The 17,477-nt window shown below is 59.6% G+C and carries 17 protein-coding genes; 9 read left to right on the forward strand and 8 right to left on the reverse strand.

What is annotated here, in order from left to right; genetic code table 11:
- Window positions 1-120 precede the first annotated feature (120 nt).
- From ND528_RS24560 to ND528_RS24570, 3 genes are all read right to left on the reverse strand, one after another.
- Complete coding sequence (locus ND528_RS24560) at window positions 121-2,676, reverse strand: helix-turn-helix transcriptional regulator (protein WP_263471410.1); 2,556 nt, start codon at window positions 2,674-2,676, stop codon at window positions 121-123.
- A 139-nt stretch (window positions 2,677-2,815) separates the two neighbouring features.
- On the reverse strand, window positions 2,816-4,183 hold the full coding sequence (locus ND528_RS24565; RefSeq protein WP_039759308.1) for a DUF1329 domain-containing protein: 1,368 nt from the start codon (window positions 4,181-4,183) through the stop codon (window positions 2,816-2,818).
- A 23-nt stretch (window positions 4,184-4,206) separates the two neighbouring features.
- Window positions 4,207-6,000 (reverse strand): DUF1302 domain-containing protein, encoded by a 1,794-nt coding sequence (locus ND528_RS24570; RefSeq protein WP_137215478.1) that lies wholly within the window; start codon window positions 5,998-6,000, stop codon window positions 4,207-4,209.
- A 795-nt stretch (window positions 6,001-6,795) separates the two neighbouring features.
- Between ND528_RS24570 and ND528_RS24575 the strand changes: the two genes are divergently transcribed.
- The gene (locus ND528_RS24575) at window positions 6,796-8,793 is read left to right on the forward strand and encodes an S-type pyocin domain-containing protein (RefSeq protein ID WP_263471411.1); all 1,998 of its coding nucleotides are present in this window, start codon (window positions 6,796-6,798) and stop codon (window positions 8,791-8,793) included.
- Window positions 8,790-9,050, forward strand: coding sequence for a hypothetical protein (locus tag ND528_RS24580; protein WP_130911336.1), 261 nt, complete (start codon window positions 8,790-8,792; stop codon window positions 9,048-9,050). Before ND528_RS24575 ends, ND528_RS24580 begins: the two co-directional genes overlap by 4 nt.
- Before the next feature lie 43 nt (window positions 9,051-9,093).
- On the opposite strand, the gene ND528_RS24585 is transcribed toward ND528_RS24580, so the two are convergent.
- The 4 genes from ND528_RS24585 to ND528_RS24600 all read right to left on the reverse strand — a co-directional run bounded on the left by ND528_RS24585 (window position 9,094) and on the right by ND528_RS24600 (window position 12,475).
- On the reverse strand, window positions 9,094-10,005 hold the full coding sequence (locus ND528_RS24585) for an SDR family oxidoreductase (RefSeq protein ID WP_130911337.1): 912 nt from the start codon (window positions 10,003-10,005) through the stop codon (window positions 9,094-9,096).
- 154 nt (window positions 10,006-10,159) lie between these two features.
- Complete coding sequence (locus tag ND528_RS24590) at window positions 10,160-11,062, reverse strand: alpha/beta fold hydrolase (RefSeq protein WP_263471412.1); 903 nt, start codon at window positions 11,060-11,062, stop codon at window positions 10,160-10,162.
- Entirely contained in the window at window positions 11,062-11,844 is a 783-nt protein-coding gene (locus tag ND528_RS24595) for a class II aldolase/adducin family protein (protein WP_024011642.1), read from the reverse strand. Before ND528_RS24595 ends, ND528_RS24590 begins: the two co-directional genes overlap by 1 nt.
- A 175-nt stretch (window positions 11,845-12,019) precedes the next feature.
- Complete coding sequence (locus tag ND528_RS24600) at window positions 12,020-12,475, reverse strand: flavodoxin (protein WP_130911338.1); 456 nt, start codon at window positions 12,473-12,475, stop codon at window positions 12,020-12,022.
- 153 nt (window positions 12,476-12,628) lie between these two features.
- Between ND528_RS24600 and ND528_RS24605 the strand changes: the two genes are divergently transcribed.
- Window positions 12,629-13,105, forward strand: a complete 477-nt coding sequence (locus ND528_RS24605) for a PAS domain-containing protein (RefSeq protein WP_130911339.1) — start codon at window positions 12,629-12,631, stop codon at window positions 13,103-13,105.
- A gap of 54 nt (window positions 13,106-13,159) precedes the next feature.
- On the forward strand, window positions 13,160-13,765 hold the full coding sequence (locus ND528_RS24610; RefSeq protein ID WP_024011639.1) for a hypothetical protein: 606 nt from the start codon (window positions 13,160-13,162) through the stop codon (window positions 13,763-13,765).
- Between the two features lie 3 nt (window positions 13,766-13,768).
- On the opposite strand, the gene ND528_RS24615 is transcribed toward ND528_RS24610, so the two are convergent.
- Window positions 13,769-14,728, reverse strand: a complete 960-nt coding sequence (locus ND528_RS24615; protein WP_137215572.1) for a MerR family transcriptional regulator — start codon at window positions 14,726-14,728, stop codon at window positions 13,769-13,771.
- Between the two features lie 211 nt (window positions 14,729-14,939).
- On the opposite strand from ND528_RS24615, the gene ND528_RS24620 reads away from it, so the two are divergent.
- The 5 genes from ND528_RS24620 to ND528_RS24640 all read left to right on the forward strand — a co-directional run bounded on the left by ND528_RS24620 (window position 14,940) and on the right by ND528_RS24640 (window position 17,470).
- The gene (locus tag ND528_RS24620) at window positions 14,940-15,509 is read left to right on the forward strand and encodes an antibiotic biosynthesis monooxygenase (RefSeq protein WP_263471413.1); all 570 of its coding nucleotides are present in this window, start codon (window positions 14,940-14,942) and stop codon (window positions 15,507-15,509) included.
- 58 nt (window positions 15,510-15,567) lie between these two features.
- Entirely contained in the window at window positions 15,568-16,278 is a 711-nt protein-coding gene (folM, locus tag ND528_RS24625) for a dihydromonapterin reductase (RefSeq protein ID WP_130911342.1), read from the forward strand.
- A 72-nt stretch (window positions 16,279-16,350) separates the two neighbouring features.
- Window positions 16,351-16,722 (forward strand): dihydroneopterin triphosphate 2'-epimerase, encoded by a 372-nt coding sequence (folX, locus tag ND528_RS24630; protein ID WP_016771653.1) that lies wholly within the window; start codon window positions 16,351-16,353, stop codon window positions 16,720-16,722.
- A 120-nt stretch (window positions 16,723-16,842) separates the two neighbouring features.
- Window positions 16,843-17,139, forward strand: coding sequence for a DUF1244 domain-containing protein (locus ND528_RS24635; protein ID WP_056782977.1), 297 nt, complete (start codon window positions 16,843-16,845; stop codon window positions 17,137-17,139).
- A complete protein-coding gene (locus ND528_RS24640) occupies window positions 17,132-17,470 on the forward strand; it encodes a HopJ type III effector protein (protein WP_263471414.1) in 339 nt (112 codons plus the stop codon). The genes ND528_RS24635 and ND528_RS24640 overlap by 8 nt, the downstream gene beginning before the upstream one ends.
- The last annotated feature ends 7 nt before the right edge of the window (window positions 17,471-17,477 follow it).

Raw genomic sequence — 17,477 nt, forward strand, 5'->3', positions numbered from 1 at the left:
GTGCGGCCACTGCAGATAGTTGCAAGGTAGTTTCTTTTCCAAGCCACTTGAAGCTTGAACAATTTACAAAACATGCCCACAAATAAAGCAAACCATTTACATTCAAAGCAAAGCAAAATACTAAACAAGTATTCCCAGCAACTTCGCCTTGGCCACAGCCTGAGTTCTGCGCTCCACACCCAACTTCCCATTAATACGTCTCGCATGGGTTTTTACAGTATGCAGCGAGATAAAAAGTTGTTCTGCAACTTGCTGGTTCGAAGCACCTTGGGCAATCAACATCAGCACTTCGCGTTCGCGCCGACTGAGGCCTGGTGCCTGATCAACCTCGTCGCATTGCCAGTCAGGAACCTGCCTGGCAGACGTTGTGCCGATGTTGCCTCGGCGTAATTCCCACTCGCGCAGGGCTTGCTGCAACTGGCAGCGCTCCACCAGCATTGCGGCTCGCTGGAAAGCCTGCTGCGCCTGCACCGCCTCACCGCTGGATTCGGCCAACTGGGTGTAGGCCAGCAGCAACTCCGTTTCTGCCGCCAACATGCCTTTGGCCTGAACATGTTTCAACAATCGATCAATGCCTGGCAGACCGGTTTCGTCCGGATTCAATTGCGCATGCGCGCAGGCCAGCAAGTATTCGATGCGAATAATCAGTTCGAACGTCGCAGGTGGCGCCTGCAACGCAGAGGGTCCTCGGTAATGCCGTAGCAGTCGGCCCAACGCTTCCTGGACAAGATGCGGTCGCCCCTGCTGCAACCAGAACTGGCTGCTGACCTGCAACACGACACCGCGATAGACCGTATCGGGAATCTGCCGCTGCTGCATGACCCTTTCGGCCTCGCGCAGGCGCTCGAAAGCGCACGCGTAATCACCGCGATTGCCGGCCAGTTGCGCCTGCCCCAGATAACCATACAGGACCCGCTTGTCCTGGCTGCGCAAGCAGTCTTCGAGACCTTGGCTGAACAGCTGCGCAGCCTGCTCTTCAAGCCCCATGCACAGCGCCAGCCGTCCGCGTCGCAGGGCAATCCGCCCCAGCAGCGGCGTGGGCACCATAGTGCGCTGACGCAGCAATTGCTCGATGTCCACCAGCAGACTTTCAGCGCGTACAGGCGCTCCTCGCTGCTCAAGCCATTGCGCATGATCAAGCTCCAGCAACCCCTCGAACAACAGGGAGCCATGCGCGCGCGCCAGGCACAGCGCCTCGCGGTTAAGGGCGTGGGCCTGATCGAGTTCACCGCATAGCAACGCCTGCTGGGTCAGTCCCGACAGGCACATCACACGCGCCTGCCAGGCATCGTCAGCCAGCGCTGACAACGCCTCCTGAAAACAGGCGCGCGCCGGCTCCATTTGCCCTTGCAGGTGGCAAAGCCAACCCTGTTGCGCCTGCCAGCGGGCCAAGAGTTGCTGCTCCAGTTGCGCTGTCGGCTGCGGCATGAAGCGGCCGAGATGGACCATGCATTGCCCGGCCTGTTGAAATCGCCCGGCAAACAATAAGGCGCCCGTGACCAGTCCGACCAGCTGCGGTGTCATCAGGGTCAGCTCCTGACTTTGCTGCTCGTGCAAGCGCAACAGCAGGACGACCGCCTGGTCCTCGAACAAGTCTTCGAAGTTGAAATGCTGCAACAGGCTGACGGCGGTTTCGTACTCCTCGGCCAACAACGCTTGCTCGAACGCTGCTCGCCAATCCTGCGCCGCAGTGAACCACTGACAGGCGCGCCGGTGCCAGGAGCGTGCACATGGCCAGTGCGACGCCTGCATGATTCGCGACAGCGGCCGGAAGACCTGCAACCAATCGGCGGACTCCTGCCATGGCTCGATAAAGCAGCCCAGTACTTGCAGATCATGCAGCAGCCGGGCGCCTTCGCCGGGGCCGAACAAATGCTCGCACAACGACGCATTGAACCGTGGCAGGTGCGCCAGAACACGCCATGCCTCGTCCTGCTCCGGCGTCAGGTTGCTGAAGAGTTCGTGCTGCAGATAATCCAGAAGAGTGTCGACACGCTGCTGTGGTTGCGGGTTTTGCGACCAGTCACATTTTTGCAGGAGTGCCATGCGCGCCCCCGCGCACCAGCCACCGGTACGCTGAATGATGCGGCCAGCGACACGGTCCGCCTGATCTGGCGGCAAATGGCGCAACACCGATACCACCTCATCGTGAGTCAGCGCCAGGCTGGCGGGTTCGGATTCGTAGAGTTCATCATCGAGCAACAGCCGCGGCCAGTTGCACTGCGGCCGGCGGCGAGTGCTGATCCACCAGGTGAGCGCCGGGCTGCTGATTGCCAGCAAGCGATCAAACAACGCATCCAGAGCCGGATCCGGCAGACGACTGTAATCGTCAATAAACAGCGAAGTCGGCCTCGACCAATGGGCCAGCTCCGCCATCAGTTGCGTTTCGTCAAGGCCTTCGACCAGCCCGAGCGCCCGCCTCAGACGCAGGCAGAATTCTTCGGTGCTGAGCGCCGCGCCTGCCAGCGGCAGCCAGATTGCCTCGCACTCCGTACGCACCTGCAGAAGACATTCGGTGAGCAGTGCGGTTTTGCCACTGCCCGCGGGCGCGCACAACAGCTTCACCCGCGCGCTGGATGCCAGCAAAGGTGCGCTCAAACGGCTGCGAGGTTGATGATGCGAAGAAAGCCTGGGCAAAAATCCGGGTCGATCCAGGCACGGGGTCATGGCGGTCATCGGCTGAGCCTTCTTATCGTTGTGCGCTCACCCTAGCCCTCTCCCGCGCCCTTGTTGACGAGTATTCAGCACGCTGATTGATGGCCATAAAAAAAGGCGACCGTGCGGTCGCCTTTTGTCCAGCGGTGCAGCTCAAGCGTTAGCGCACACCCTCGGCGCGCAGGGCCGAGGGTGTGTAATCCGCGGCCTTGGCTTCAAAGCCGAATTCGAAGCTGTGCTTCTCTTCGTTCTTCATGCCCAACGCAATGTAGCGGCCGGCAATGATGTCGTAGAGCGCTTCCAGCGTGTAGGCCTGGGCCTGATGATCGTAGTAGTACTGCGCGTGACCTTCGGCGACGCGCCACAGTTGCCCGCGACCGTCGTAGTGATCGGCCAGTGCCACTTGCCAGCTGTCCTCGTCGATGTACATGTGGCGCTTGGCGTAGATGTGCCGCTCGTTCGGTTTCACCGTGCCGATCACTTCCCAGACGCGGTGCAGTTCGTAACGGGTCAGGTCCTGATTGATATGCCCGGCCTTGACGATGTCGTCGTACTTGAGCTTCGGCGAGTCGAGTTTGTAGCTGTTGTAGGGAATGTACATTTCCTTCTTGCCGACCAGTTTCCAGTCGTAGCGATCCGGCGCGCCGGAGAACATGTCGAAGTTGTCGGAAGTCCTCAGGCCATCGGCCGCGGTACCCGGACCGTCATAGGCCACTTGCGGTGCCCGACGTACGCGGCGTTGACCGGCGTTGTAGATCCACGCCAGACGCGGTTCCTTCACCTGATCGAGGGTTTCGTGCACCAGCAGCACGTTACCGGCCAGCCGCGCCGGAGCAGTCACCGATTGCTTGAAGAAGGTCAGCACGTTGGCGGCTTTTTCCGGGTCGATGTCTTTCATCAGTTGCGGCACGGCGATCTCTTCTTCGAAGCGGATCGGCGTGTAGCTGCCGTTGGTCTGCGGCGTGACCTGGGTGATGATCCGCCGCAGATTGCCACCGTGATAACGGGTGATGTGGTTCCACAGCACCTCGACGCCGTTCTTGGGAATCGGGAAGGCGTAGTAGCGATTGCCGGTGAAATTGGCCAGGCCGTTGCCGTCGTTGATCGCGTTGACGTTCAGCGCGCTGCGCTTGGCCGACTCATAGATTTCCGCTGGCGCGCCCACGGTGCGGTGGGTCGGGTAGACCGGAATCTTGTAGGTTTCCGGGTAGCGTTTGAACATCGCCACCTGGCCATCGGAGAGCTTGCTTTTGTACTGCTCGACGTTCGCGGCGGTGATGGTGAACAGCGGTTTTTCGTTGGCGAAAGGGTCGGCGAGGAAGCCCTTGCTGTCCACCGCGCCGGCGTTTTTCGGGATGCCCCCGGTCCATGCCGGGATCGAACCGTCCGCGTTGCCGGCTTTTTCCGCTCCGAGCGGGGTCAGGCTGGTGCCGAGTTTGTTGGCTTCATCCGGCGACACCGCCGCCATCACGTTGGCCGCCAGCAAACTCAAGGCCAGCACGCCACATTGCAGAATCGTTTTGCGCATTGCAGTCATCCTTCTCGGGCAGATCAGAAGTTCACGCCGAAGCTCAGGGCCACGAAGTCACGGTCTTCGAGGACGTTGTAGTCGCCACCGAAAAAGTCGGTGTAACTGAGGCTTGCGGTGTAGGTGTTGCGGTAGTCGGCATCGACGCCGACGCTGATGGCTTTCGCACCTTCGTTGAACAGGCCGTTGGGGCCGTAACCGGCGACGTCATGGGACCACGACAGGTTGGGCTTGAGGTTGATCCCGCCGATGACGTTGGCGTAATCGAGAATCGCCCGGGCGCGATAGCCCCACGAAGTCGAGGTGACGAAGCCGTCGGTATCGCCGCCGAAACCGTACTGGCCATAGACCGAATCACGGCCATAACGCAGCTCACTGCGGGACTCCAGACCACCGACATGCACCACCGCCGCTTCACCGACCACGGTCAGGCGTTCGGCGCCGAGCACCTGATCGAAGAAGTGCGTGAGGGTGCTCTGGACCTGTGTGACTTCCTTGCGCCGGTAGCCTTTGTTGTCGGCACCCGGCGAAGTGGCGAGTGGCGATGCGGTGCCGCCGGCAATCGGGTTGACCAGCGCCAGGGTCAGGTCGTTGGTGTTGACCTGCACCGGCGCGTTCGGCCGGTAGCTGATCTCGCCGGTCCACGCGGTGCCGGTGGGCAGCGTGGTGGAGAAACTCGCGCCGTACAGACGAATGTCTTCCGGGTATTCGAGGTAATACTGACCGCGCCCGAGCATCACGCTCTGCGCCAGCCCCGCACCGCTGCCAGGCGCGAGGCCGTTGGCAATGCCGACCATGCCTGGCAACGCCGCCAGTGTCGACAGCCCCGCCGTGGTGGTGCCGACCGTCGGTGTACGGCTGTGGTAGTTCATGAAGTAGAGGCCGTATTCGGTGTCTTCGCCGAGCCAGCGCAGCGCCGTGCCCCACTGCCCGGAATCGCGCGCATCGCGATCGCCGCCACGGGGGATCACCACGCCCTCGCGGGTGACCTGAATGCCTTGGCCGAACGCGGTGGTCAGCGGCACCAGTGGCGCCACCGCCGGACTGCCGACGGTGTAGCCGTTGTTGCAACCGTCCGCCGCGACGTCGACGCCAAAGAACGTGCCGCAGTTGTCGAGAACGGTCTGGTCCCACTCCAGTTGGTAGAAGCCTTCGACCGAAAGTTTGTCGGTCAGGCTCTGCGAGCCAAACAGCATGTTTACCGGAATCAGGCCTTCCTTGATCTCGGCACCGGGACGGCGGAATGCTGAGACGTCAACCGGGTTGATGCTGTTGATCGAGTTGCCGATGAAGGTACTTTCGCCCCAGCTCACCACCTGCTTGCCGGCCCGCACGGTGCCGGGCAAATCGGCGATGGCGTAGTTGTGATAGACGAATGCATCGAGGATCTGCGCGCCGGAAGATTTGGCGCCTTCCTTGCGGCCGCTGTCGCTGATCTGTTTGAACTCGCGGTCTTCGTCCTTGAGTTCGAAGTCGTACCAGTATTTGCCCCGCACGAACACGCCGGTATCGCCGTACTTCAGTTCGAGGTCGTGGATACCCTTGAAGATTTTCGAGAAGGTTTCGCCCTTCTTGAAATTCAGCCGCCCGTCATCACCGGTGGACGATTGTCCGCTGCCGCCATTGACCGTGCCGACCAGCGAACTGTCGGCATCGCGCAGGCCCCAGCTCGCGCCGACCGAAAGTGACGAGTCGAAGGTGCCTTCGATTTCGCCGATGTTGAAGGCGACCGCGTGCGCCTGGGCGCAGCAACCCAAAGCCACCGCAGCGGCCAGCGCCTGCGGTGTGAAGATGGCGCGCATTGTTGTTTTTGTCATGCGTCTTCCCCGGTGAGTGACAGAAGGCCCCACCCTACTGCCGGGCGCTGCGGTCGATAAGCGCACCAAGGAGGTATTTGCGTTGTCGCTCGAAAGGATGAATGGCCTTGCCCCGCGTGGGCTGGAGCGGTTCATGGACTGGCTGGATGGCGCATCATCAGCGCCATGCATGGGCACGCCACTGTTGCGCGCCCCGTAACAGTGCATGTCCGGAATCGGTATTTTTCCTACAGGCTCAAGCACTTATTCTGAGCGCGCTTTCCCGGACATTGCGGAAAGCGCTGAGCCCGCTCCGCTGCATGCGGCTGCGATTGGCTACAGGTTTCGGATAAATCGATTTTCCGGTTTATCACCCCGGTGTTCACTGACGTTGATTTGTAGCTCCTTGATCCAACGTCTTACCTTGGCCGCTGCGTTTGCAGCGGCCTTTTTTATGGGCGTTTAAAAAGGCTGGATAGCGGTTCGGCAACGCTTCCGATCAGCGCGTCGGACATTTCTTCGAAGCTCGGACGAATTCCTTCTGCATCGATGAAAACCCGCGAAAACCCTTTCGACACAAGGCCCTGTTACTGACGGGCTTCTCGGATTTGATAACCGTCACTCTGATGTAACTTGAAACACCTCAACCATTCGCTGGTGACACGGATGTCATCGCCATCCGTGCGCACTTTCAAGCGAGTGAAAACGCACATTCAAAAGGATATGAATATGCCAAAGCCTCCACCGTTGGAACTGGATCCAGTACATATCAGGGAGCTCGGCCCTGATGGCTTCGAACCATTCAAAGAACGCGACATGAATTACTCCTACAGCGGCATGTTCGGCCCTGCCGGCGCCAATCCGCAGACGCGTGAATTGATGCATGAAACGCAAGTCGCCGTGGAACAGGAATTCAACGCAAGAACCGCCTCGATTCCACAAACCATTGAGGTCGAACTGGCGGCGACCAGGCTGGAAGGACCGACGAATCCTCTGCCACCTGCCGCAGCACTGGCCGGCGAAGTGGGCGTCAGGAACACGTTGATTCAACGCAAGAGCGCCGAGTTTCAACGGCAGACTGCCATCGCCAACCGCTTTTATGGCAGCGATCCACTGGGAAAAACCTTCAAGGATTACCTGAATCAGGCATCGGCCAATCGCCGAGCCCACGGCGCAGCGGTCCGCAGCAGAGCGTTGTGGAGCGAGTCCTTTCGGGCCGCCCACGAAGCGCGGCTGCTGGGCCAGACATTGGCGCTGCTCAACCAGCAACAGGCTGGCGTACTCAATTGGCTGGCCACCGTGCAGGCCCAGGATCAGGCCCAGGCGGCAGCGGCAGAGGCGCAACGCCAAGCTGCAGAACATGCCCGCATTGCCGCGGAGCAACAGCGCCAGCGTGACATTGCCGAAGCGGCGCGCCGGGAGCAGGAAGAAATCCGCGCACGCGAACAGGCACGTCTGGCCGCGTTGGCGGAGCAACAGCGTCGCGATGCCGAACAGGCTCGACTGGCGGCTGAGACCGCGCGCCTGAATGCTGAGGCTGAAGCTCGGGAGAAAGAGCGGATGGCTGCGTTGAAAATCGCCCAGGCCGAGGCAGATGCCAAAGCTGAAGCAGCGGCGCTGGCCCATGCGGCAGAACAGGCTCGGTTACAGGATGAAAGGAAACATGTCTTTCCGGCTTCTGGAGCAGTGGCAAGCAACGGCCCGGCCGTCTCTTTCGCTTCGACAGCCGTCCCGCTCAGCCCGGCTATCTCGGCGGGAATACTCAATGCGCTACGTACGGCAAAAGCGACCCTGACAGCGACGGGCACGGCGCTGTTCGGCAGTCCGGTACTGATGGGATTCGCAGCGCTGTTGATGCCGTCACCTTTGGGCAACGGCGAACGCTTCGCCATGAGCGTTCCACTGGCCGAGTTGTCGTCCGAGCCGGCCGAGACGCTACGTGAAATCGCGGACCGGCAGGGTAGTTTGGAGATGCAGGTCGGGCTAGGCGTCAGGCGACTCGGGGCTGGCACGCAAGTGTTCGTCGCTACGAGTGATGACTTCCATATTCGCTCAAGTGTGCTGGTCCTCAATGCCGCATACGATTTGCTCAACGACGTATACAAGGTCGCACTATCGGACTCGCCCACCGATTTCCTGACCTGGACGCCGGCAATCTCGCCGGGTGACCAATCGACCGCTTTGCCAATAGTGGATACCGATTCGCCCGCCTATTCCGGCGCTTCTCTTGTTCCGGTTGAAGGGCGGCTGGATCTGAACCCGATCCTGGTTGAAGGCTGGGATCGATTCATCATTGTGTTTCCGGCTGATTCGGGGATTGAGCCGCTTTATGTGGTGTTCAGCAGTCCTTATAAAGGGGCGACCGTAGAAGGGAAGCACAGTGGGCGTAGTTTCAACCCTGACGAGATTGGAGATGAAATATCAGATTTGCAGTGGGCAACAGCCGCTGTTTCATCGGAAGGAACGGACATTGTGAAGTTACACATTTCAAAGTTTCCGCAATCAGCTGCCAATGACGTAATGCTTGATCGCCTGGAGCGAATCGCTCGTGGAGAACTCGAAGCTACCGACACTGACAGACGTTTCTACACTCACGAGATAAGAGAGTTCGAACGATTCACAGCTTTAGGCTTCGGTGATACCGAGATGCCAGAAATCGGGTCACCGATCTGGAATAACGTGCATACAGCAACGTTGGAAGATTTCCGGCTAAAAGATGATCCGGCGCTTCTTTACACGCCCGAAGCACTGGCTGCCGCAATGGAGCAGGAAGAACGTGATTATCAGAAGTTGCTGAAGGAGATGTGGCAATGAGCACCGTTGAGATGATTGTTAAAAATGAACCTCTGGATGACATTGTCACGGTGTTCGCGTTACTTCAGGCAACGCCACATCTGGACATGATGATCAGACGCCACAATCGAGACCTGATCAACGAGTATGGGACCCTGGAAGCATCGTACTCTCGGCTCTTCGCTGCAGGAATCTTGCTGGAGGGAGAAAAGGGCCTGGCTATCAAAGGACCTAACTGGAAGCCGCCCAAGTTCATGACAGAAAAAAGATACATTTGACAACTGGAGCCACCAGCCGCGAGGGCTGGTGGCTCCGTTACCTTCAAATCGAATATTTCTGCAAATTCGCCATCATTTCCTTCAACGCTTCAATATTGTCCTTGGGATGCGCCGCGCCCTCGAAATTACAAATCTGCTGCCAGTGCGCCGCCACATCCTCTGGCGAGAACCCCTCGCGCGGATCGAAGCCGGCACCGAGGCTGCGCTCCCAGCGCACCTTGCCCATCCAGCCGCCGCCGACTTCGAACAGGCCGGACGTTTCCTGGCATTGCTCGCTGGCCAGATATACGACCAATGGGCTGACCAGTTCCGGCTTCAGTTGCTCGAATACTTGCGGCGGGATCAGGCCCTCGGTCATGCGCGTGCCGCCGGTTGGGGCGATGGCGTTGACCAGAATGTTGTTCTTGCGCCCTTCGATCGCCAGCGTTCGGGTCAACCCGTACAGCCCGAGTTTGGCCATGCCGTAGTTGGACTGGCCGAAATTGCCGTAGATGCCCGAAGTTGATGCCGTGAAAATCACTCGACCGTAGTTTTGCTCGCGCAGATGCGGCCAAGCGGCACGGGTGACCTTGTAGGCGCCTTCGACGTGGACGCGATAGACCAGATCCCAGTCGGCGTCGTCCATCTTGTGAAATGACTTGTCGCGCAGGATCCCGGCATTGTTGACCACGACGTCGACGCGGCCGAAGGCATCGAGGGCGTTCTGTACCAGTTTGTCGCCGTCGGTCACCGAGTCGTGGTTGGCTTCGGCGATACCGCCGGCCTCGCGGATTTCCGCCACCACGCGGTCGGCAGCCGAGGCGTTGGCGCCCTCGCCCTGTGTCGAGCCACCGAGATCGTTCACCAGCACCTTGGCGCCCTGTCTGGCGAACAGCAGCGCATGGGCACGACCGAGGCCACCACCGGCGCCGGTGACAATCACGACTTTATCTTCGAAACGCACAGGTTCATTCATCGCGGCAACTCCAGCAGGCCAAGGGATATTGCCCCGAGTGTCAGGCACGGCGCTTTGGCTCACAACGAACACGGCTGCGGCTGAATGGTGCGCGATAAGGCTGGGGGATGATCGAGACTGTCAGGTCGCCGAGAGCTTGTGCACTCGGCGAAAATCAGGAGTACGCCACCTTGCGCTGAGGCAAAACCAGACGATCGCGAAACGCCAGATAGTGCTTGAGCACCTGTACCGGCGCCTCGGTTTGCGGATAGTGGCCGATGCCCGGCAACAGCACAGTGTCCGGATCGGGGATCAACTCGTGATAACGCTCGACCATGTGTACGCCGGAAATCGGATCGACCGCACCGTCGATGACCCGCAAAGGAATATCACCACGCTGCATGGCCGTCACCCAGCGCTCGCGCTGCACCCGGCGCTCAGGAATGTAAGTGATCAATTTGTGCATGATGCGCGGGCCATGGTTGCTGTCGACCAGGCTCCAGTAATCATCCAGCTCGCTTTCAGTCGGCTGGGTCTGCGGGCCGAAGATCTGCCGGAAACCCTTGACCAACGCCTCACGGCTGAACGCGCGGCCGAGCAACCAGCCAATCGGACTGAGCAGCAGTTTCTGCATCAGCAACGGACGATGGGTTTCCGGAAACAGACCGCCATTGAGGAACACGCAACTGGCAACTTCGATGCGTTTTTCGTAGTGCCGAGCGAGCAGCTCCTGAGCAACGCTGTCGCCGTAGTCGTGGGCGAGGATGTGCACGGCTTGTTCAACCTGCAGATGGGCAAGCAGTGCCTGTTGCAGATCGGCCTGTTCCAGCAGGCTGTAGGTGTGATTGCGCGGTTTTGCCGAATCGCCGAAACCGAGCATGTCGCAGGCGATCACCTTATAACGCTGGGCCAGTGGCTGCCACAGGTAGTGCCAATCCCAACTGGCGGTGGGAAAACCGTGAATCAGCAACAGCGGTTCACCCTGCCCGACTGTCCAGTAGCGGATCGACTGGCCACGAAAGACAAAAGTCCGGCTGCGCTTGCGCCAGACACTCAGAGGAATCTCGGCGAGTGGCATTAGAATTTATACCCCGGATCCTGTAGATCGAGTTTGCGCAGCAGCGCCGGCCACGCCAGCGCGCCGCCCATGCCCTGCGCGCTCTTGGTGACGCCGGCAATCATTGCCTTGGCGCCGGCGAGAATCTGCGGTTCGATAGCGATCAGTTCGGCACCTCCCGTCTGCGCCATGACCTGAATGTCGCAGGCTCGCTGGAAGGTGAACATCATCAGAAACGTATCGGCAATAGTGCCGCCACAAGTCAGCAGACCGTGGTTGTGCAGCATGAGGAAACTGTTGTCGCCGAGGTCGGCTTGCAGGCGCGCCTTTTCTTCATGATTCAGGGCCACGCCCTCGTAGGCGTGATAGGCCAGGCTCGACAACACAAACAGTGACTGTTGACTGATCGGCAGCACCCCCTGCCTTTGCGCCGACACCGCAACGCCTGACGCAGTGTGGGTGTGCAGCACGCAAACCACATCGTGGCGCACTTCGTGGACGGCGCTGTGAATGGTGTAGCCGGCGGGGTTGATTTCGTACGGGCTGTCCATGAGCTTGTTGCCGGCCTGATCGACTTTCACCAGGCTCGAAGCGGTGATCTCGTGGAACATCAGGCCAAACGGATTGATCAGGAAATCTTCGGTGCCGGGCACCTTGGCGGAGATATGGGTGAAGATCAGATCGTCCCAGCCGTGCAGCGCCACCAGACGATAACAGGCGGCAAGATCGACGCGGGTCTGCCACTCGGCAGCGCTGACCTGGTCTTTGACATTCGGCGACGATTGGACGGGGGCTACGCTCACTGTATGCACCTCTGCGTTCTTCTTGTTCTGCTCGTGTCAGCAGTCTAGTCAGGCGCAGGGCATCGCGTAGTTGCATTGGCAGCCAGCTTGATGACTGAACGGGTCAGCCGGGCAAACATCCTGGATCCGTTGCAATGCAACAACGCTTAGAAGGTGCAGCGATTATTGCCCGCGATCAGCCCTTGAGCGCTTCAATCAACTGCGCCAGCCACGGCTCGGCATCGGTTTCCGGCGTGACGCTTTCGCTGGCGTCGATGCGCAGCATTTCCTGAACCTCGTTCACGCCCAGTTCGGCAAACAACTCCCGCATCTGCTCGCCACCGCCGCAGAAGGTGTCGCCATAGCTGGCATCACCCAACGCAATCACCGCGCCGGGCAGACCGCGCCATGCCGCAGGCAATTGATCACGAATAGCCGAATACAACGGTTGCAGGTTGTCCGGCAGCTCGCCCATGCCAGTGGTCGAAGTCACAGCCAGAAGCGCCTCGGGGCCGAACGCCTGGATATCGGCCAGCGTGGCGCGCGAGTTGTAGAAGGTTTCAAAGCCGGCGGCTTTCAGCAGGTCCTGGGCGTGGCGGGCGACTTCTTCGGCGGTGCCGTAGACTGAACCTGAGAGGATGGCGACTTTCATCAATCTGATCCTGGAACTGAAAAAAAGAGCCGCGATAGTAACAGCCCATGCCGCGAAGTTGCGATTGGCTCTCAATGCAAGCTGCTGGCCTATAGACAGCCTGTGGCTTTCTTCTAGAATGCCTGCCACTGACATAACGGAAGGGATTCTCGGATGATCAACGCCAGCCTGCTGCAAATGGTGATCAACGCATCAAACGACGGAATCGTGGTCGCTGAAAAGGAAGGCGAGCAGGACAACATCCTGATTTACGTCAACCCCGCTTTTGAACGGCTGACCGGCTACAGCAGTGAGGAGATTCTTTATCAGGATTGTCGTTTCCTGCAGTCTGGAGACCGCGACCAACAGAGCCTGGAACTGATTCGCGATACATTGCGCGAGGGCGGCTCATGTCGTGAAATCCTGCGTAACTACCGCAAGGATGGCACCCCGTTCTGGAACGAACTGTCGCTTTCGACCGTTAAGAACGCCGATGACGGGCAGACTTATTTCATCGGCGTGCAAAAGGATGTGACGGTTCAGGTCAAGGCGCAGCAGCGGGTTGCGCAGCTGGAAGCGCAAGTGGCGGCGCTGCAAAGCGAGCTAGCGGCGTTGAAAGCGACGAACGGCGCAAACAAAACCGCGAACTGATGGTCATTAACTACAATCACCAATGACTTTGTAACTATCCACTTCGAGTTAGCCATGCAGCGCGACGCCCTCCTCACTCAGGACGAGCTGGATTTCATCCAGACCATGCAGCACAACCCGCAATTGAACGTGCGGGATGCGACGTCGAGTCTGCTGGTTAATGGCGGTTCGCAGATCCGCGATCTGCTGACGCGCCTTGCAGCACATGAGCAAGTGACGATCCAGGCCAACTTCGAAAATCAACAGATGACCTTCCCTCTGCATCTGGTTGAAGACGAGTTCCACGCGCTGCATCTGCGTCTCGGTGTGCCGAGCATCTACGAAGACGGCCCGATGGTGCGCCCATGGCGTCTGGTTCTTGAAGAGCCGGTGGCGCTGGAAAACGCCAAAGGCCAGCCCGGCACGCTGTGGGTACACGAGGTATCGCACAAAGGCGTGTTGCTGGAAGTGCGCAACAAGACCAAACCACCGAAACATTTCGCCCTGTGGTTCAGCCCTTCCGGTTATGAGCGCATCTCGTTGCGCGGCCATTTCGAGCGTGAAACCGAGCAAGGTTTCTTCGCCTACGAACTGAGCCAGACCGATGCCGACGAAACCGAGCGCTTGCGCCAGTTCATTCTGCAACAGCATCGTTTGACCCACCCCGCCCTGCACGCCTGAGTTTCAGGTATCCAGCGTGCCTGCCATGAATTGCTTCATGCGTTGACGCATTGTTGCGCCCTCATTCCCCAGACATGCCACGGATGAACCGGCCAGACTATCTTCTGCAAGTTCGGAGGCATCGCCGGCCAGCATCAACTGACAGTCGAGGCTAAGCGCGAGGCGATTCAGACGCCGTGGCAGTTCAGCGCCAGGCGCATGATTGGAAAATAGCACCAGTACGTCAGGTTTGACCTTTTCGCAGACCAGCGTCAATTCATCGAATGGCTGGCCCGTGGTCAGCACCCGCACGCCAGAGTCGTTGCCACTGAGAAACAGCGCCGCGACCAGCAACTCAAGCTCTCTGCATTGCCCCGCAAGCGCACTGACGACCACCCGGCGCGGTTGAGCCCCCCGCAGCATGACGATGCGCTGCAGCACGCGCGCCCTCAGAAATCCATCGAGAAACAACCATTCGCTGGTTTGCCCGAAAGCGTCCTGGCGCTGCAGCAATTGCCGCCACAACGGCATGATGATGGCTTCGAACACCACCGGCAGCGTGTACGACGAGAAAATCTGCCCGTAGACGCGATCCAGCTGCTGATCGTCGAACGCACTCACCGCCTGCTGAATCTGCTCCTGCCATTGCCTGTAATCGGCCTGCACATGGTCATCGGGGATGAAATTGGCCAACACCTTCAACGGCTCTGTCTTCGCCAGAATCTTGCCGACCTTGCTCACGGCCACGCCGCGATCGATCCAGTCGACGATGCTGCGAACACGCTCGATATCGTTCATGGAATACAAACGATGCCCGCTTTCGGTGCGGGTCGGCTGGATCAATCCGTAGCGACGCTCCCAGGCCCGCAGGGTCACCGGATTGACGCCGGTCAGGCGCGCCACTTCGCGGATGGGGAACAGCTCTTCGCGTTCGAGCGTGCCGGGTGCTGTTGAGGCCGGGCGAGTATCCGTGATTACAGGCATCTGGCGGTCAACTTCCATGTCGGTTTATTGGATCCCATTTTAAACATGATGGACTGGAAACCTTCAAGTAGTGATCTGCGACGAATATGGCTGGTTTAATCGACAAAATCAGGAATAATCCTTGCTTGTTGTAAAGCGCAGGCCTCTACCCCGGCCTGCGTCAGGCGAAGTTCCTACCCGGAACGACGCGCTCGAAATACGGAGATACAAAATGTCTACTTCCCCCGTTACGTTGATGGTAGCGCGTCGCGTCGCTGATGGCCGCTATCACGATCTCATTGCATGGTTGCGCGAAGGCGAACAACTGGCCACCGACTTCCCCGGCTACCTGGGTTCCGGCGTCCTTGCGCCACCGCCCGGTGACAACGAATTCCAGATCATCTTTCGCTTTGTCGATGAGCAGACCCTGCATGCTTGGGAATACTCGGCGTCGCGTACCGCCTGGCTTAACCGCGGCAGCGATTTGTTCCAACATCCCAAAGAGCACCGGGTCAGCGGCATTGAAGGCTGGTTTGGTGCTGCCGGGCAACGCCCACCGCGCTGGAAACAGGCCGTGGCGATCTGGCTTGCGTTTTTCCCGGTGTCGCTGATTTTCAACTTTATCCTCGGCCCACTGCTGGCTGAGTTGAGCCTGTTGCCGCGGATATTGATCGGCACGGCGTGCCTGACGCCGCTGATGGTGTATTTCTTCATCCCGTTGTCGACGCGCCTGCTGGCGAACTGGTTGAACAGCACGCCGACCCGGCCACTGGCGGCCACACCGTCGGCGCAAAATCGCTGATCTGCTGCGGGCGGCGAGCCTGTTATAGTTTTCGCTTCAACCGCGATGCGAGCCGCCCATGCCAGATTCCGCAGCCCCGATCCTCATCACCGGCGCCGGCCAGCGTGTCGGCTTGCACTGCGCGCAGCGCTTGATCGAGGACGGCCACCCGCTGATTTTCACTTACCGCACCGAGCGCCCGGGCGTGCAGGCACTTCGCGATCTTGGCGCGACAGCGCTGTTCGCGGACTTTTCCAGCGAGGCAGGAATACTGGCCTTCATTGATTCACTGAAAGCGCACACCGACAGCCTGCGCGCCATCGTGCACAACGCCTCCGAATGGCTGGCAGAAACCCAGGGCAGCGAAGCACAAGCCTTCAATCGCATGTTCAACATTCACATGCTCGCGCCTTACCTGATCAACCTGCACTGCGCCGAGTTGCTGCAGCGCTCGACACCTGCCGACATCATCCACATCAGCGACGATGTCACCCGCAAAGGCAGCAGCAAGCACATCGGTTATTGCGCCAGCAAGGCCGGGCTCGACAGTCTGACCCTGTCGTTTGCCGCGCGCTTTGCGCCGGCCATCAAGGTCAACGGCATCGCCCCGGCGCTGTTATTGTTCAACCCAGACGATGACGCGGCGTACCGCGCCAAGGCGCTGGCCAAGTCCGCGTTGGGTATCGAGCCCGGCAGCGAGGTGATCTATCAGAGCCTGCGCTATCTGCTCGACAATCCCTATGTCACCGGCACGACCCTCACCGTCAACGGTGGACGGCACGTCAAATAGGCCGTCCCGCTTCGGCCGCGAGTCGAGTAAGATCCACCAGAACGCCTGCAATAGACTGGACGGAGCAAATCAATGCCACAACTTCAACCGGGGATGGCGCGCATCCGGGTCAAGGATCTGCGCCTGCGCACCTTTATCGGCATCAACGAGGACGAAATCCTCAACAAGCAGGATGTGCTGATCAACCTGACCATCCTGTACGCGGCACAAGAAGCGGTGCGCGACAACGATATCGACCACGCGCTGAATTACCGCACCATCACCAAAGCGATCATCGCCCACGTCGAAGGCAACCGCTTCGCCCTGCTCGAACGCCTGACCCAGGAACTGCTCGACCTGGTGATGACCAATGCATCGGTGCTGTACGCCGAAGTCGAGGTCGACAAGCCGCACGCCCTGCGCTTCGCCGAGTCGGTATCGATTACGCTCGCGGCAAGCCGCTGAGCTTCAAGCTTCAAGCTTCAAGCTTCAAGCTTCAAGCTTCAAACGGTAAGCTAACAGCCGACCCCGATCCATCTTGCAGCTTGCAGCTTGCCGCTTGAAGCTGTCTCGAAGAGACCCCCCATGACTGATCAACAACGCCTTGAACTCGAAGCCGCCGCCTTTCGCCGACTGGTCGCCCACCTCGACAGCCGCAAGGACGTGCAGAACATCGACCTGATGAACCTCGCCGGGTTCTGCCGCAACTGCCTGTCGAAGTGGTACAAGGCCGAAGCCGACCAACGCCAGATCGAGGTCAGCCTCGATGACGCCCGCGAAGTGGTGTACGGCATGCCCTACGCCGAGTGGAAAGCTCAATACCAGCAAGAAGCCAGCGCCGAACAGCAAGCGGCGTTTGCCAAAGGAAAACCCAATGACTGATCTGAACACCCTGCGCGCCAGCCTCAAGAGTGGCGAGCATGCTTTCGCCGACACCCTGGCGTTCATCGCCGCCGGTTACGACTACCAGCCTCAAACGTTCAACAACGGCGGCGTGGAAAACGCTGCCGGCCAGAACGAAGGCTCCTGCAAGACACTGGGCCTGGCATTGCTTGAGGGTCTGAGTGATGAAGAAGCGCTGCTGGCGTTCGGCGAGCATTACCGTTCGGTACTGGCGACGCCTGAGGGCAGCGATCACGGCAATATTCGCGCGTTGATCAAGCACGGCCTGGCCGGGGTGAAATTCACCGCGCAACCGCTGAGCCGCCGCTGATCCCAAT

The organism is Pseudomonas mercuritolerans (assembly GCF_025706525.1).
GTDB lineage: Bacteria > Pseudomonadota > Gammaproteobacteria > Pseudomonadales > Pseudomonadaceae > Aquipseudomonas > Aquipseudomonas mercuritolerans.

What these genes read in the sequence shown, in the direction of transcription:
- ND528_RS24600 (WP_130911338.1), bottom strand. Translation starts at nt 12,475, where the DNA reads ATGAAAGTCGCCATCCTCTCAGGTTCAGTCTACGGCACCGCCGAAGAA.
- ND528_RS24575 (WP_263471411.1), top strand. Translation starts at nt 6,796, where the DNA reads ATGAATTACTCCTACAGCGGCATGTTCGGCCCTGCCGGCGCCAATCCG.
- ND528_RS24610 (WP_024011639.1), top strand. Translation starts at nt 13,160, where the DNA reads ATGCAGCGCGACGCCCTCCTCACTCAGGACGAGCTGGATTTCATCCAG.
- ND528_RS24605 (WP_130911339.1), top strand. Translation starts at nt 12,629, where the DNA reads ATGATCAACGCCAGCCTGCTGCAAATGGTGATCAACGCATCAAACGAC.
- folX (WP_016771653.1), top strand. Translation starts at nt 16,351, where the DNA reads ATGCCACAACTTCAACCGGGGATGGCGCGCATCCGGGTCAAGGATCTG.
- ND528_RS24585 (WP_130911337.1), bottom strand. Translation starts at nt 10,005, where the DNA reads ATGAATGAACCTGTGCGTTTCGAAGATAAAGTCGTGATTGTCACCGGC.
- folM (WP_130911342.1), top strand. Translation starts at nt 15,568, where the DNA reads ATGCCAGATTCCGCAGCCCCGATCCTCATCACCGGCGCCGGCCAGCGT.
- ND528_RS24570 (WP_137215478.1), bottom strand. Translation starts at nt 6,000, where the DNA reads ATGACAAAAACAACAATGCGCGCCATCTTCACACCGCAGGCGCTGGCC.
- ND528_RS24590 (WP_263471412.1), bottom strand. Translation starts at nt 11,062, where the DNA reads ATGCCACTCGCCGAGATTCCTCTGAGTGTCTGGCGCAAGCGCAGCCGG.
- ND528_RS24560 (WP_263471410.1), bottom strand. Translation starts at nt 2,676, where the DNA reads ATGACCGCCATGACCCCGTGCCTGGATCGACCCGGATTTTTGCCCAGG.
- ND528_RS24640 (WP_263471414.1), top strand. Translation starts at nt 17,132, where the DNA reads ATGACTGATCTGAACACCCTGCGCGCCAGCCTCAAGAGTGGCGAGCAT.
- ND528_RS24635 (WP_056782977.1), top strand. Translation starts at nt 16,843, where the DNA reads ATGACTGATCAACAACGCCTTGAACTCGAAGCCGCCGCCTTTCGCCGA.
- ND528_RS24580 (WP_130911336.1), top strand. Translation starts at nt 8,790, where the DNA reads ATGAGCACCGTTGAGATGATTGTTAAAAATGAACCTCTGGATGACATT.
- ND528_RS24620 (WP_263471413.1), top strand. Translation starts at nt 14,940, where the DNA reads ATGTCTACTTCCCCCGTTACGTTGATGGTAGCGCGTCGCGTCGCTGAT.
- ND528_RS24615 (WP_137215572.1), bottom strand. Translation starts at nt 14,728, where the DNA reads ATGCCTGTAATCACGGATACTCGCCCGGCCTCAACAGCACCCGGCACG.
- ND528_RS24565 (WP_039759308.1), bottom strand. Translation starts at nt 4,183, where the DNA reads ATGCGCAAAACGATTCTGCAATGTGGCGTGCTGGCCTTGAGTTTGCTG.